Here is a 12709-nt window from a genome sequence, read left to right on the forward strand (position 1 = left end):
GATGCCCCAGGGACAGGTCACGGCGGTCCCCGTCGACGGGCTCACCACCCGGCAGCGCCGCAACCGGCCGCTGCTGGCGGTGCACACCGGGGAGATGAAGGGCAAGTCCACCGCCGCGTTCGGGATGGCGATGCGGGCGTGGAACCAGGGCTGGTCGATCGCGGTCTACCAGTTCGTCAAGAGCGCCAAGTGGAAGGTCGGCGAGGAGAACGCGCTGACCGCCCTGGGCGAGGTGCACACCCAGACCGGCCAGGGCGGCCCGGTGGTCTGGCACAAGATGGGCTCGGGCTGGTCCTGGTCGCGCCGCGCCGGATCGGAGACCGACCACGCCGCCGACGCCGCCGAGGGCTGGGCGCAGATCAAGCGCGACCTGGCCGCCGAGGCGCACCGGTTCTACGTGCTCGACGAGTTCACCTACCCGATGAAGTGGGGCTGGGTCGACGTCGAGGACGTCGTGGAGACGATGCGCGCCCGGCCGGGCAACCAGCACGTCGTCATCACCGGGCGCACCGCGCACCCGGCGCTCGTCGAGGCCGCCGACCTGGTCGTGGAGATGACCAAGGTCAAGCACCCGATGGACGCCGGCCAGAAGGGCCAGCGGGGGATCGAGTGGTGACCGGCCGCCCCGGCATGGGATCCCACGCATACGGCGCAGAGCCCCCGCGATATGCAGGGGGTCCCATGCCCAGCACCCGCATCCCGCGCATCGTGCTGGGGGCGCCGTCGTCGTCCTCGGGCAAGACGTCGATCGCCACCGGGCTGATCGCCGCGTTCACCGCCCGCGGGCTCACCGTCTCCCCGCACAAGGTCGGCCCCGACTACATCGACCCGGGCTACCACGGTCTGGCCGCCGGCCGCCCGGGCCGCAACCTGGACAACTGGCTGGTCGGCGGGGACCGGATCGTGCCGTTGTTCCTGCGCGGGGCGACCCACCCGACCCCGGCCGACGTCGCCGTCGTCGAGGGCGTGATGGGCCTGTTCGACGGCGCCAGCCACCCCTCGGTCGAGCCCGGCTACGGGTCGACCGCGCAGGTCGCGGCCCAGCTGCAGGCCCCGGTCGTGCTGGTCGTGGACGCCAGCGCGCAGGCCCGCAGCGTCGCCGCCGTCGTGCACGGCTTCGCCACCTTCGACCCCACCGTCCGGCTGGGCGGCGTGGTGCTCAACCGGGTCGGCTCCGACCGGCACGAGGCGATCCTGCGCGAGGCCCTGGGCTCCGCCGGGGTGCCGGTGCTGGGTGCGGTCCGGCGGATCGAGGCGCTGCAGACGCCGTCCCGGCACCTGGGCCTGGTGCCCGCCGCCGAGCGGAGTGCCGAGGCGATCAACACGGTGCGCGCGCTGGGTGCGGTGGTGGAGTCCAGCGTCGACCTGGACGCCGTCCTCCGGCTGGCCGCCACCGCCCCGGACCTCGACGCCGCCCCCTGGGACCCGGCCGCCGAGGTGGTCCGCACCGAGGGCCGCCCCGTCGTCGCCGTCGCCGGGGGCCCGGCGTTCACCTTCGGCTACGCCGAGACCGCCGAGCTGCTCAGCGCGGCCGGTGCCGAGGTGGTCGTCGTCGACCCGCTCCGGGACGACGACCTCCCGCCGGGCACCTGCGGCCTGGTCGTGGGCGGCGGCTTCCCCGAGGTGCACGCCTCCGCGCTGGCGGCCAACGTCGGCCTGCGGACGGCGATCTCCGCGCTGGCCTCCGCCGGCGCCCCGATCGCCGCCGAGTGCGCCGGGCTGCTCTACCTGGCCCGCGAGCTGGACGGCGAGCCGATGTGCGGTGTGCTGGACGCCGGCGCGGCCATGCACCCCCGGCTCACGCTGGGCTACCGCTCGGCGGTGGCGCTGACCGACAGCGTGCTGGCCGCGGCCGGCACCCGGGTCCGTGGGCACGAGTTCCACCGCACCCGCACCGACCCCGGCGCGGGTGCCACCCCGGCGTGGCAGTGGAACGCCGACGGCCCCGAGGGCTTCGTGCAGGGCTCGGTGCACGCCTCCTACCTGCACCTGAACTGGGCCGGCTCGCCGACCATGGCCACCCGCTTCGTCGCTGCCGCCGCCCGCGTCCAGGAGGTGGCCCGTGCACATCGCTGAGGGTTTCCTGCCCCCCGCCCACGCGATCGGCTGGACCATCGCCGCGGCGCCCTTCGTCGTCCACGGGGCGCGGGCGGTGGTGAAGGAGGTCCGGGAGAACCCGGAGTCCACGCTGCTGCTGGGCGCTGCCGGGGCGTTCACGTTCGTGCTGAGCGCCATCAAGCTGCCCTCGGTGACCGGGTCCTCCTCGCACCCGACCGGCACCGGGGTGGGCGCGATCCTCTTCCGGCCACCGGTGATGGCCCTGCTGGGCACGGTGGTCCTGCTGTTCCAAGCGCTGCTGCTGGCCCACGGCGGGCTCACCACGCTGGGCGCGAACGCCTTCTCCATGGCCATCGTCGGCCCGTGGGCCGGGTACGGCGCCTACCGGCTGGCCCGGAAGGCGTCGGGGAACCTGCTCGTCGGGGTGTTCGCCGGCATGGCGGTCGCGGACCTGGCGACCTACGTGACGACGTCGCTGCAGCTGGCGCTGGCCTTCCCGGACGCCTCCTCGGGCTTCGCCGGTGCCGCGGTGAAGTTCCTCGGCGTCTTCGCCGTCACCCAGGTGCCGCTGGCCATCGCCGAGGGCCTGCTCGGCGTGCTGCTGTTCCGGGTGCTGACGGTCAACGCCCGCCCGGAGCTGGAGCGCCTGGGGGTCCTGGAGCGACGGCCGGTCGACGAGGACGACGACCCGACCCCGACCCCGACCCCGGCCCCGGCCCCGACCACCTCGACCGACGGCGAGGTGACCCGATGACCCGCCGCCGCTGGGTGACACTGGCCCTGGTGCTCGGCGTGGTCGCGCTGTTCGCCCTGCCGCTGCTGCTGGGCGCCCCCAGCGACTACGCGGGCACCGACAGCCTGGCCACCGAGGCGATCGAGCAGTCGAACCCGGACTACGTGCCCTGGTTCGACCACGTCTTCTCCCCCGGTTCCACCGAGATCGAGTCCGGGCTCTTCGCGTTGCAGGCCGCCATCGGCGGTGGCGTGCTCGGTTACGTGCTGGGCCGGCTCCGCGGCCGGCGCGCGCAGCGGGAGGCCGTCGCGGCCGCCACGAGCACCCGGGACGACGTCACCCCGTGACCGGCCTGGCCATCGACGACGCGGCCTGGGCCTCGGCCTGGCGCCCGCGCGCCGTCGGGGACAAGGTGCTGCTGTCGGTCGGCCTCGTCGTCTGCGCGCTCGTGCTGCCGGTCTGGCCAGGGTCGCTGCTGGTCGGGCTGGCGGCCGTCGTGCTGGCGCTGGGCCCGGCGCGGGTGCCGGCCCGGGTGTTCGGCCGCGCCGTCCGGCTGCCACTGGCCTTCGTCGTCCTGGGCGCCGTCACTGCCGTCGTGCAGGTCTCCGGCTCCGGCATCGGCTGGGCACCCGACGCCGCCGCCCGCGGCGGGGCGCTTGTCGGGCACGCGCTGGCCGGCGGGGCCGCGGTGCTGCTGCTGGCCACCACCACCCCGATGTCGGACCTGCTGCCCGCACTCCGCCGGGCCCGGGTGCCCGGGGCCGTGGTCGAGGTCGCCTCGGTGACCTACCGGCTGCTGTTCGTGCTGCTGGAGAGCCTGCGGACCATCCGCGAGGCGCAGACCTCCCGGATGGGCTACTCCACGGTCCGCCGCTCCTACCGGTCCTCCGGGGTGCTGGCCGCCGCCGTCCTCACCCGCTCCTGGGACCGCGCCCGCCGACTGCAGGAAGGCCTGGCCGGCCGGGGCATGGTCACCGACCTGCGGGTCCTGCCCGAGGTGCTGCCCTCTTCCCGGGTGTTCCTGGCCTCCACCGTCACCGGGCTCGCGGCCCTGTGCGCGCTGACGCTGGTGACCGCGTGAGCCACCAGCAGCTCGCCGCCCTCGACGTCGTCGTCGGCTACACCCGCGGCGCCCGGGTCCTGGACGGCGCCAGCCTGACCGTCCCCGAGGGTCGCCGGCTGGCCCTGCTCGGGGCCAACGGGTCGGGCAAGACCACCCTGCTGCGCTGCCTCTCCGGCGCGCTGGCGCCCACGAAGGGCCGGATCACCGTCGACGGCGCCACCCTGCAGCACACCCGCAAGGGCCTGCAGGCGCACCGCCAGGAGGTGCAGCTCGTGCTGCAGGACCCCGACGACCAGCTCTTCTCCGCCTCCGTCGCCCAGGACGTCTCCTTCGGCCCGATGAACCTGGGCCTGCCCGAGCCCGAGGTCCGCGCCCGCGTCGCCGAGGCCCTTGACCTGCTCGCCGTCACCCACCTGGCCGCCCGGCCCACCCACCAGCTGTCCTACGGCGAACGCAAGCGCGTCGCCATCGCCGGCGCCGTCGCCATGCGCCCCTGCGTGCTGCTGCTCGACGAACCCACCGCCGGGCTGGACCCCTCCGCCGTCACCGAGGCCCTCGCCGCCCTCACCCGCCTCCAGGCGTCGGGGTCCACCGTGGTGATGAGCACCCACGACGTCGACCTGGCCCTCGGCTGGGCCGACGAGGTCGCCGTCGTCGTCGACGGCACGGTCACCCAAGGCGCCCCCGACGTCGTCCTCGGCGACGACGCCCTGCTCGCCCGCGCCCGCCTGGACCGCCCCTGGACCCTCACCCTCGGCGCCCGCCTCCAGGCCCTGGGCCTCCTCCCGCCCGGCCCCCTCCCCCGCGACACCGACGCCCTGCTCGCCGCCCTGCCCGCCCCGGCGGAGGCGTCGGCGGGGGCGGGGGCAAAGGAAGCCATACACCCCCCGTCGGCCGCGACACGGGGTGTAGAGCTTCCTTTGCCGGGGCCCTCAGGCGGCGGACGGTGAGGGTCGTGGGGCTGGGCGCCCGCAGCGGCGTCAGCGCCGCCGAGGTGCTGGCCGCGGTCGACGCCGTCGGCGGGCCGGTGGACGCGCTCGCCACCCTCGACCGGCGGGTCACCGAGCCCGGGCTGGTCGAGGCCGCGCAGACCCGCGGCTGGCCGCTGACCGGCCACCCCGCCGCCGAGCTGGACGCCGTCCCCACCCCGCACCGCTCCGCGCGGGTGGCCGCCGCGGTCGGCACCGGCAGCGTCGCCGAGGCGGCCGCGCTGGCCGGCGGCGGAGAGCTCGTCGTCCCGCGCACGCTGCACGGCCGGGTCACCGTGGCGGTCGCGGTCCGGTGACCGACCCGACCCACCGCGACCCGACCCACCGCGACGGGACCCACCGCGGCCCCAGCCAGCGCGACCCCGGCCACCACGACCCCGGCCACCACGACCCCGGCCACCACGACCTCACCCACCACGGGGACGTCGAGGCCACCCCCGGACTGGTCGACCTCGCGGTCAACGTGCGCGCCGGCGCCCCACCGGCCTGGCTGCGGCAGGTGCTGCACGCCGCTGTCGAGGACAGCGCCGCCTACCCCCGTCAGGACGCCGCCCGGGCCGCGGTCGCCGCTGCGCACGGCCGGTCCGGGGACGAGGTGCTGCTGACCGCGGGCGCCGCCGAGACGTTCACCCTGCTGGCCCGGGCGCTCACGCCCACGCACGCGGTGGTCGTGCACCCCTCGTTCACCGAGCCCGAGGCGGCGCTGCGCGCGGCCGGCCACGAGGTGCACCGGCACCTGCTGACCCCGCCGTCCTACGCGCTCACCCCGCCGCCGGAGGACGCCGACCTGGTCGTGCTGGGCAACCCGACCAACCCCACCTCGGTGCTGCACGCCGCCGACGACGTCGCCGCGCTGTGCCGCCCCGGCCGGGTGACCGTCGTCGACGAGGCGTTCGCCGACACCGACCCCGGCGAGCCGCAGTCGCTGGCCGGCCGGCGGGACCTGCCCGGGCTGCTCGTCGTCCGCAGCCTGACCAAGACCTGGGGGCTGGCGGGCCTGCGGGTCGGCTACGCACTCGGGCCGCCGGACCTGGTCGCCGCGCTGGCCGCGCAGCAGCCGCAGTGGCCGGTCTCGACCCCCGCACTGGCCGCGCTGGTCGCCTGCACCGGCGACGCCGCCCGGGCCGAGTCCGATGCCGTCGCCGTGGAGCTGGCGGAGCACCGGCGGGCCCTGCTGTCCGCGCTGCCGGACGGCGTCACCGTCGTCGGCGAGCCGCGGTCGTCCTTCGTGCTGCTCGGCGTCCCGCACGCCGGACGGGTCCAGCTGGCCCTGCGCGAGCGGGGCTGGGCGGTCCGCCGCGGCGACACCTTCCCCGGCCTGTCCCCCGACCACCTGCGGGTCGCCGTGCGCGACCCCGCCACCTCGGTGGCGTTCGCTGCCGACCTGGCTGCGATCCTGGAGCGATCATGAGCCTGCTGGACACCACCCTCGCCGCGATCACTCCCCGGGACGCCGTCGCGGAGCAGGCCGCCCGCGAGCGCCTGGACCGGATGACCAAGCCGCCGGGCTCCCTCGGCGTCCTCGAGGACGTCGCCGCCCAGCTGGCCGGCACCGCCGGGGTCTGCCCGGCCCCGCTGCCCACCCCCGCCGCCGTCGCGGTGTTCGCCGGCGACCACGGCGTGCACGCCCAGGGCGTCACGCACTGGCCGCAGGAGGTGACCGCCCAGATGGTGGCGAACTTCCTGGCCGGCGGCGCCGTGGTCAACGCCTTCGCCGCACAGCTGGGCGCCGACGTCGTCGTCGTGGACGTCGGTGTCGCCACCCCGCTGGACGCGGCACCGGGTCTGCTGGACCGCAACGTGCGCCGGGGCACCGCCGACCTCGCCGAGGGCCCGGCCATGACCCGCGACGAGGCCCGCCGCGCGATCGAGGTCGGCATCGCCGTCGCCACCGAGCTGGCCGCCGACCACGGCTGCCTGGTCACCGGCGACATGGGGATCACCAACACCACGGCGTCGGCCGCGCTGGTCTGCGCCTTCACCGGTGCCACCCCCGCGCAGGCCACCGGCCGCGGCACCGGCGTCGACGACGCCACCCTGGACCGCAAGGTCGACGTCGTCGCCCGGGCCGTCGCCCGGCTCGACGGGGAGACCGACCCGCTCACCGTGCTGGCCGAGGTCGGCGGCCTGGAGCACGCCGCGCTCGCCGGTTTCGTGCTGGGCGCGGCCGCCGCGCGGGTACCGGTCGTCCTGGACGGCGTCATCGCCGGCTCAGCGGCCCTGGTCGCCGGCGCCCTGTCGCCCACCGCCCTGCAGCACGCCCTCGCCGGGCACACCTCCGCCGAGCCCGGGCACGCCCTGGCGCTCGCGCACCTGGGTCTGCGCCCCCTGCTGGGCCTGGACCTGCGGCTGGGCGAGGGCACCGGCGCCCTGCTGGCGCTGCCGCTGGTGGCCAGCGCCGCCCGGGCCCTGCGCGACGTGGCCACGTTCGACTCCGCCGGCGTCACCGAGAAGGCCTGACGTGCCCGCCACCCCCGTCGACCCCCGCTCCGGCGTCGTCTACCCGGTCGGTCTCCGGCTGGCCGACCGCCGCGTCGTCGTCGTCGGCGGCGGGCAGGTCGCCCACCGTCGCGTCGCCGGCCTGCTCGAGGCGCACGCCCGGGTCACCGTCGTCGCCCCCGAGGTCACCCCCGCCCTGGAGGCGCTGGTCGCCCCGGGCTCGCTGACCTGGCTGCCCCGCGGCTACCAGGCCGGGGACCTGGCCGGCGCCTGGTACGCCGTGGCCGCCACCGACAGCCCCGACGTCAACGCGGCCGTCGCCGCCGAGGCCGAGGACATGCGGGTGTTCTGCGCCCGCGCCGACGACCGCTCGCAGTCCAGCGTGTGGACCCCCGCCGTCGGCCGGCAGGGCGACCTCGTCGTGGGCGTGCACGGCGGCGGCGACCCGCAGCGCGCCGTCGGCGTCCGGGACGCCGTCCTGGCCGGGCTGACCGACGGCACGATCGCCGACACCGTGTCACGCCCGGCCGACGGCCGCGGCAGCGTGGTGCTGGTCGGCGGCGGCCCGGGTGACCCCGGCCTGGTCACCGTGCGTGGCCGGCAGGCCGTGGCGACGGCGGACGTCGTCCTCGCCGACCACCTGGCCCCGCAGTCGCTGCTGTCCTCCCTGCCCGCGCACGTCGAGGTCATCGACGCCTCCAAGCTGCCCCGCGGCCGCTCCATGGCCCAGGAGCAGATCAACGCGCTGCTGGTCGAGCACGCCCTGGCCGGCAAGCGCGTCGTCCGGCTCAAGGGCGGCGACCCGTTCGTCTTCGGCCGCGGCTGGGAGGAGCTGGAGGCCTGCCGGACCGCCGGCGTCCCGGTCGAGGTCGTGCCCGGTGTGACCAGCGCGATCGGCGTCCCCGGGCTCGCCGGCGTGCCCGTCACCCACCGCGGGATGACCCACGAGTTCGTCGTCGTCTCCGGGCACGTGCCGCCCGACCACCCCGCCTCGCTGGTCGACTGGCCCTCGCTGGGGCGGCTGCGCGGCACCCTCGTCGTCCTGATGGGCGTGGACACCGCGCCGGCCATCGCGGCCAGCCTGGTCGAGCACGGCCGGCCCGCGGACACCCCGGTCGCCGTCGTCGTCGACGGCGCCTCCCCCACCCAGCGGGTGCTGCGCACGACGCTGGCCGGCCTGGGCGCCACCATCGCCGCCGAGGCCGTGCGCCCGCCCGCCGTGTGGGTCGTCGGGGACGTGGTGGCGCTGGGCGCCGGGGACCGGACGACGCCGGTCCCCGGCGCCGCTCAGTAGCCGGAAAACTCCAGCTCGACGTCGTCACCGGTGACCGTGACGACCGCGTCCAGGGAGAAGCCGAACGTGTCCTCGTAGGGCCGGGGGCTCTGGTCGGAGGAGAAGCTGTACGCCGGCTGGAGGCCGGTCAGCACCCCCTCGCCGTCGTAGTCCGACACGATCGAGAGCTCCTGCCCGTAGGGGTCCCAGACCAGCTCCCAGGCCGGGACCTGGTCCACCCGGACCGTGAGGTCCGTCAGGTCGTCGGGCACGTAGCTGTACCGGTCCAGGAACGGGCACCCGGTCAACGGCACCTCCGTCCGGGCCGCGCAGTCGGCCAGCACAGCGTCGACGGCCTGGGAGACCCGGTCGGTGACCTCGTCCCGCACCCGCGGTTCGACGGACACGTCCGCGAACCCGAACCCGCCGGCGGTCGTCACCGTCACGTCGTCCGCGGTGAGGACGTCGTCCTCCACCGGGGAGAAGACGTAGCTGCCCGGGAGCGCCCGGTGCTCCCCGGCTGCGACGTCGACCCCGCCCACCTGCAGGGCCAGACCCGACGAGTCGTCCACGAAGACCGAGCTCGTCGACGCCTCGACCGTCCAGCCGCCGAGCAGGCCCTCCTCCCGGACCAGGTACAGCGTCTCGGTGCTGGGCTCGCCGTCCACCGTGTAGGACACCTCTGCCGATCCCGCGGAGCCGTACTCGGTGACCCCCAGCAGCTGCAGGTCCTCCGGTGGGCTGTACGCGCCGCTGTCCAGGACGTCGGGGGACAGCAGGACGTCGGTGTCCTCCGGTCCCTCCCCGCTGCCCGCCAGCACCTGGGCGACGTCGCCCCGGGCGAGCGCGTCGAGGTGGTCCTCGACCGCGGCTTCGGGGGTCAGCACGGTCGCGCGGACGACGGCGAGCGTCCCGACCCCGACCACGGCGAGCACCCCGAGGACCCCGACACCGACGACGGCTCCCCGCACCGCGCCCGACCGTCGGCCGGCCGGCGCGGGGCCCTCGCCCCGCACCGCCGCCGCCCACTGCGGGTGCAGGTGGCCGCCGGCCACCAGTCGGACCAGCCAAGACGGGCTGGACAGCACGAGCGAGGGCCCGGTCCGGACGGCGGCCACGGCCAGAGCCGCCCACGCCGCGCCCAGCAGCGGGGACCACAGCAGCGACGGGCCGACCGAGGCCGATCCCCCGCCGACCGCCTGCCCGGCGAACACCGCCGCACCCTGACCGCCCCCGGAGGCCCACACGCGGACCAGCAGGGCCACCGCCAGACCACCGACCACCCCGACCCCGGCGGCCACGGCCACGCTGCGCGGGGTCAGCGGGAGCTGACGACCGCGCACGGTCCGCCGCACCGCGGTGGCCAGCACCACGAGGACGGGGACCAGCAGGGCCAGCAGCAGCACGGGCTCGTCGGTCAGCCCGACCGAGTCCGCCCGGGACCCGGCGAGGTCGCCACCGCCGAAGGCGCCGACCCCGGCGGCCGACAAGGACACCGGGACACCCAGCAGGGCCAGGGCCCCGACGACGAGCACGTTGACCAGGTAGACCAGCAGCGCGCCGACCAGGCCCACGAGGGTGTCGTCGTCGGGCAGGTCACCGGCGACGGCCTGCTGCAGCAGACCGACCACCCCGAGCACCCCGGTCGCCAGCAGCAGCCCGGTGACCGCCGTCCGCAGCACCCGGCTGACCACCAGGACCTCACCGAGCGGACCCGGGAGGGGGCTCCACGGTCGGACGACGCTCCAGCGGGCGGCGGCGACCGTCACGGCGACCAGCACGGCCGGCACCAGCAGCGCCCCGACGAGACCGAGTCCCACCGTCACACCGCCACCGGCGTCGAACTCCTGACCGAGGTCGGCGCCGAAGGCCGAGCTGGTCCGGGTCACCAGGGCGAGGAGGAACACCGAGACCCCGGCGACGGCTCCCGCGAGGCCGGCCCGCAGCAGCAGCTGCCCCGGTCCCGTGGACCGGGACCGCGCCTCGCTGCGGCGGGAGAGCCCGACGAGGACCGCCAGCACGACGACGGTCACCACGAGCGGGGCCGCCCGGACGCCGGCGTCGAACCCGGCGGTCGCCAGGGAGGAGTCGAAGGAGCCCTGGGCGACCACCCGTGCCCCCAGACCGAGGCCCAGCAGCAGGACCGCCACGCGGAGCCAGTCGGCCAGCGACCCCTCGTCGCCGAAGCCGCCGCTGATCCCGACCGCCGTCGCCAGGGCGGCGAGCCCGACGAGCACGGGGAGCACGGCGAGTGCCACCACCCGGGCCGCTTGGAGCAGGTCGGTCATGACCGGGCCGGCCGGGGTCACCTGTGAGCCGGCGACGGCCCAGTCCTCCGTGCCCGCACCGGGTGTCCCGGGCACCGGCTCCCACGCACGCCCTCGGGCACCGTCACCCTGACCGCCCTGCCCGGTCTCGTCCTGCCCCCGACCGTCCTGCTCCTGCATGCCCACTCCCGTGCCCACCGACGACGCGTCCCGGATCCGGGACTGCTCGTTCTACATCGGCAGTGACAGCGGCCCCCGGGAGTCTCGCTCGCTCCCCGGGTCGTGCCGGCGGGCCGTCAGACGACCGCGGCGAACACCACGACGTTCTCCTCGCTGGCACCGGCGGACTCGTCGTACTCCCCGCCGCACGTCACCAGGGCGACGTCGGCGCCGTCGGGGTGGCCGTTGAGCGCGTCGGACAGGTCCGAGGTGGACTTGTCCAGGCCGGTCAGCGGCGCCTGGAGGACCTGCAGCTGGAGCTGGGTGCCGTCCGCGGCGGTGAGGACGACGGCGTCCCCGGGCCGCAGCTCGCCGAGGTCGTCGAAGACCCCGGCCTCCTCGCCGGGCACGTCGTGGCCGAGCAGGACCGCCATCTGGCCCGAGCCGGGCTGCGGCCCGTCGGACCACCAGGACGTCGTCTGCATGCTCTCCGGGACGCCGTACCCGCTCACCGGGTCGCCGGTGAACGGGTTCTCGTACTGCACCGTGCCGCGCTGCTCGACCGGCGCCTCGACCCCGATCGCCGGCACGCTCAGCGCGGCCGGGACCAGCGGGGTGGCAGCGACGTCGGCCGCCGCCACCGGGCCGGGCTCGGGGTCGGTGCCGTAGCCGTACCAGAGGCCGCCGACCAGCAGGGTGCCCAGGACCGCCAGGACGGTCAGGCCCGAGGCGGCCCCGCCCTCAGCCGAGCTCGCCACGACGACGCAGCCCGTACGCGGTGGCACCGGCTGCCGCGGTCAGCGCACCCAGACCGGCCAGGACGAGCGGGGCGCTGCTGCCGGTGGGCTCGCCACCGGTCGGGGCGTACCCGAGGTAGGCGACCGGCGCCGCGCTCGCCGGCGCGGGTGCCACGGCTGCGACGGGGGCCGGGGCCACCGGGGCGGCCGGCTGGGGTGCCGGGGTGCTGGGCGAGGGCGCCGCGGGAGCGACGGCGGGGAGCAGGCCGGCCAGGCAGTCGACGAACTCGAACACGACCTCGACCAGGTGGGTCACCCCGCCGATGACCATCTCGAACTGGGCGGTCACGTCCTCCTGACCGCCGGCCAGCAGCTCCTCCACGCGCTCGGGCCCCAGGATCTCGATCAGGTCGTCCAGGGAGAGCGGGATCGTCCCGGCCGCGGTGCTGGTCGAGGTCTGGGAGAGGGACACCGGCGTCTGGCCACCGAGCAGGTCGGTGAGGACGCCGCCCAGACCGGCCAGGCCCCCCACGACGTCGCCGATGGACACCGTGACGCCCTCGACGAGCCCGCCCACGCACTCCGCACCCGCCGAGAGCGGCTCGGGCAGGCTCCCTGCCCCCGGCAGGGTGGGCAGACCGGTCGTGCCGTCGAAGGCGCCGGTGACGTCGCCCCCGGTGTCGGTGTCGGCACCGGTGTCGGCCTGGTCGAGTGCCGAGCCCAGTGGGCCCGGGAGCTGGTCGGTGAGGCCACCGACCGCGTCGGTCAGCTGCTCGGCGGAGGCCACGGCCGGCGTGCCCAGCACGACGACGGCGGACAGCAGGCCACCGGCGAACAGCCGCCGGCCGGTGCGACGGGACGGGTGGGGCTGGGGCACGGCGGCGACCTCCGTTGGTCGGACGAGCGGGGTGCGGGCGGTGTGTGCGGGGGCACACCGAGCACCGGGGTGACCGGACAACGACAGCCGTGTCGAGAGGTCACGGGTACTTGT

13 protein-coding genes are annotated in these 12709 nt (G+C 76.5%); 10 read left to right on the forward strand and 3 right to left on the reverse strand.

Annotation, left to right across the window (positions count from 1 at the left end; genetic code table 11):
• The first annotated feature begins 1 nt into the window (after position 1).
• The 10 genes from cobO to cobA all read left to right on the forward strand — a co-directional run bounded on the left by cobO (position 2) and on the right by cobA (position 8576).
• Positions 2–616, forward strand: coding sequence for a cob(I)yrinic acid a,c-diamide adenosyltransferase (gene cobO, locus ASG41_RS10925; protein WP_056293849.1), 615 nt, complete (start codon positions 2–4; stop codon positions 614–616).
• 65 nt (positions 617–681) lie between these two features.
• Positions 682–2076, forward strand: coding sequence for a cobyrinate a,c-diamide synthase (locus ASG41_RS10930; protein ID WP_056293850.1), 1395 nt, complete (start codon positions 682–684; stop codon positions 2074–2076).
• Positions 2063–2812 (forward strand): energy-coupling factor ABC transporter permease, encoded by a 750-nt coding sequence (locus ASG41_RS10935; protein ID WP_082556783.1) that lies wholly within the window; start codon positions 2063–2065, stop codon positions 2810–2812. The genes ASG41_RS10930 and ASG41_RS10935 overlap by 14 nt, the downstream gene beginning before the upstream one ends.
• Positions 2809–3138 (forward strand): energy-coupling factor ABC transporter substrate-binding protein, encoded by a 330-nt coding sequence (locus tag ASG41_RS10940; protein ID WP_056293854.1) that lies wholly within the window; start codon positions 2809–2811, stop codon positions 3136–3138. The genes ASG41_RS10935 and ASG41_RS10940 overlap by 4 nt, the downstream gene beginning before the upstream one ends.
• Complete coding sequence (cbiQ, locus tag ASG41_RS10945; protein ID WP_056293857.1) at positions 3135–3872, forward strand: cobalt ECF transporter T component CbiQ; 738 nt, start codon at positions 3135–3137, stop codon at positions 3870–3872. Before ASG41_RS10940 ends, cbiQ begins: the two co-directional genes overlap by 4 nt.
• A complete protein-coding gene (locus ASG41_RS10950; RefSeq protein WP_056293860.1) occupies positions 3869–4804 on the forward strand; it encodes an energy-coupling factor ABC transporter ATP-binding protein in 936 nt (311 codons plus the stop codon). Before cbiQ ends, ASG41_RS10950 begins: the two co-directional genes overlap by 4 nt.
• Positions 4805–4809: 5 nt before the next feature.
• A complete protein-coding gene (locus tag ASG41_RS10955; RefSeq protein ID WP_235564721.1) occupies positions 4810–5139 on the forward strand; it encodes a cobalamin biosynthesis protein in 330 nt (109 codons plus the stop codon).
• Positions 5136–6254 carry an Rv2231c family pyridoxal phosphate-dependent protein CobC gene (gene cobC, locus ASG41_RS10960; RefSeq protein WP_082556784.1) on the forward strand — a complete coding sequence of 373 codons (1119 nt, stop codon included), beginning with the start codon at positions 5136–5138 and terminating at the stop codon, positions 6252–6254. Before ASG41_RS10955 ends, cobC begins: the two co-directional genes overlap by 4 nt.
• Positions 6251–7303 (forward strand): nicotinate-nucleotide--dimethylbenzimidazole phosphoribosyltransferase, encoded by a 1053-nt coding sequence (gene cobT / locus ASG41_RS10965; protein WP_056293873.1) that lies wholly within the window; start codon positions 6251–6253, stop codon positions 7301–7303. The genes cobC and cobT overlap by 4 nt, the downstream gene beginning before the upstream one ends.
• Position 7304: 1 nt before the next feature.
• Entirely contained in the window at positions 7305–8576 is a 1272-nt protein-coding gene (cobA, locus tag ASG41_RS10970) for a uroporphyrinogen-III C-methyltransferase (RefSeq protein ID WP_056293875.1), read from the forward strand.
• On the opposite strand, the gene ASG41_RS10975 is transcribed toward cobA, so the two are convergent.
• The 3 genes from ASG41_RS10975 to ASG41_RS10985 all read right to left on the reverse strand — a co-directional run bounded on the left by ASG41_RS10975 (position 8570) and on the right by ASG41_RS10985 (position 12595).
• Positions 8570–10918, reverse strand: a complete 2349-nt coding sequence (locus ASG41_RS10975) for a hypothetical protein (RefSeq protein WP_157519270.1) — start codon at positions 10916–10918, stop codon at positions 8570–8572. The genes cobA and ASG41_RS10975 overlap by 7 nt on opposite strands.
• A gap of 200 nt (positions 10919–11118) precedes the next feature.
• On the reverse strand, positions 11119–11739 hold the full coding sequence (locus ASG41_RS10980; protein WP_056293882.1) for a class F sortase: 621 nt from the start codon (positions 11737–11739) through the stop codon (positions 11119–11121).
• Positions 11723–12595 carry a hypothetical protein gene (locus ASG41_RS10985; protein ID WP_056293885.1) on the reverse strand — a complete coding sequence of 291 codons (873 nt, stop codon included), beginning with the start codon at positions 12593–12595 and terminating at the stop codon, positions 11723–11725. Before ASG41_RS10985 ends, ASG41_RS10980 begins: the two co-directional genes overlap by 17 nt.
• Positions 12596–12709 lie beyond the last annotated feature (114 nt).

The organism is Modestobacter sp. Leaf380 (assembly GCF_001424485.1).
Lineage (GTDB): Bacteria > Actinomycetota > Actinomycetes > Mycobacteriales > Geodermatophilaceae > Klenkia.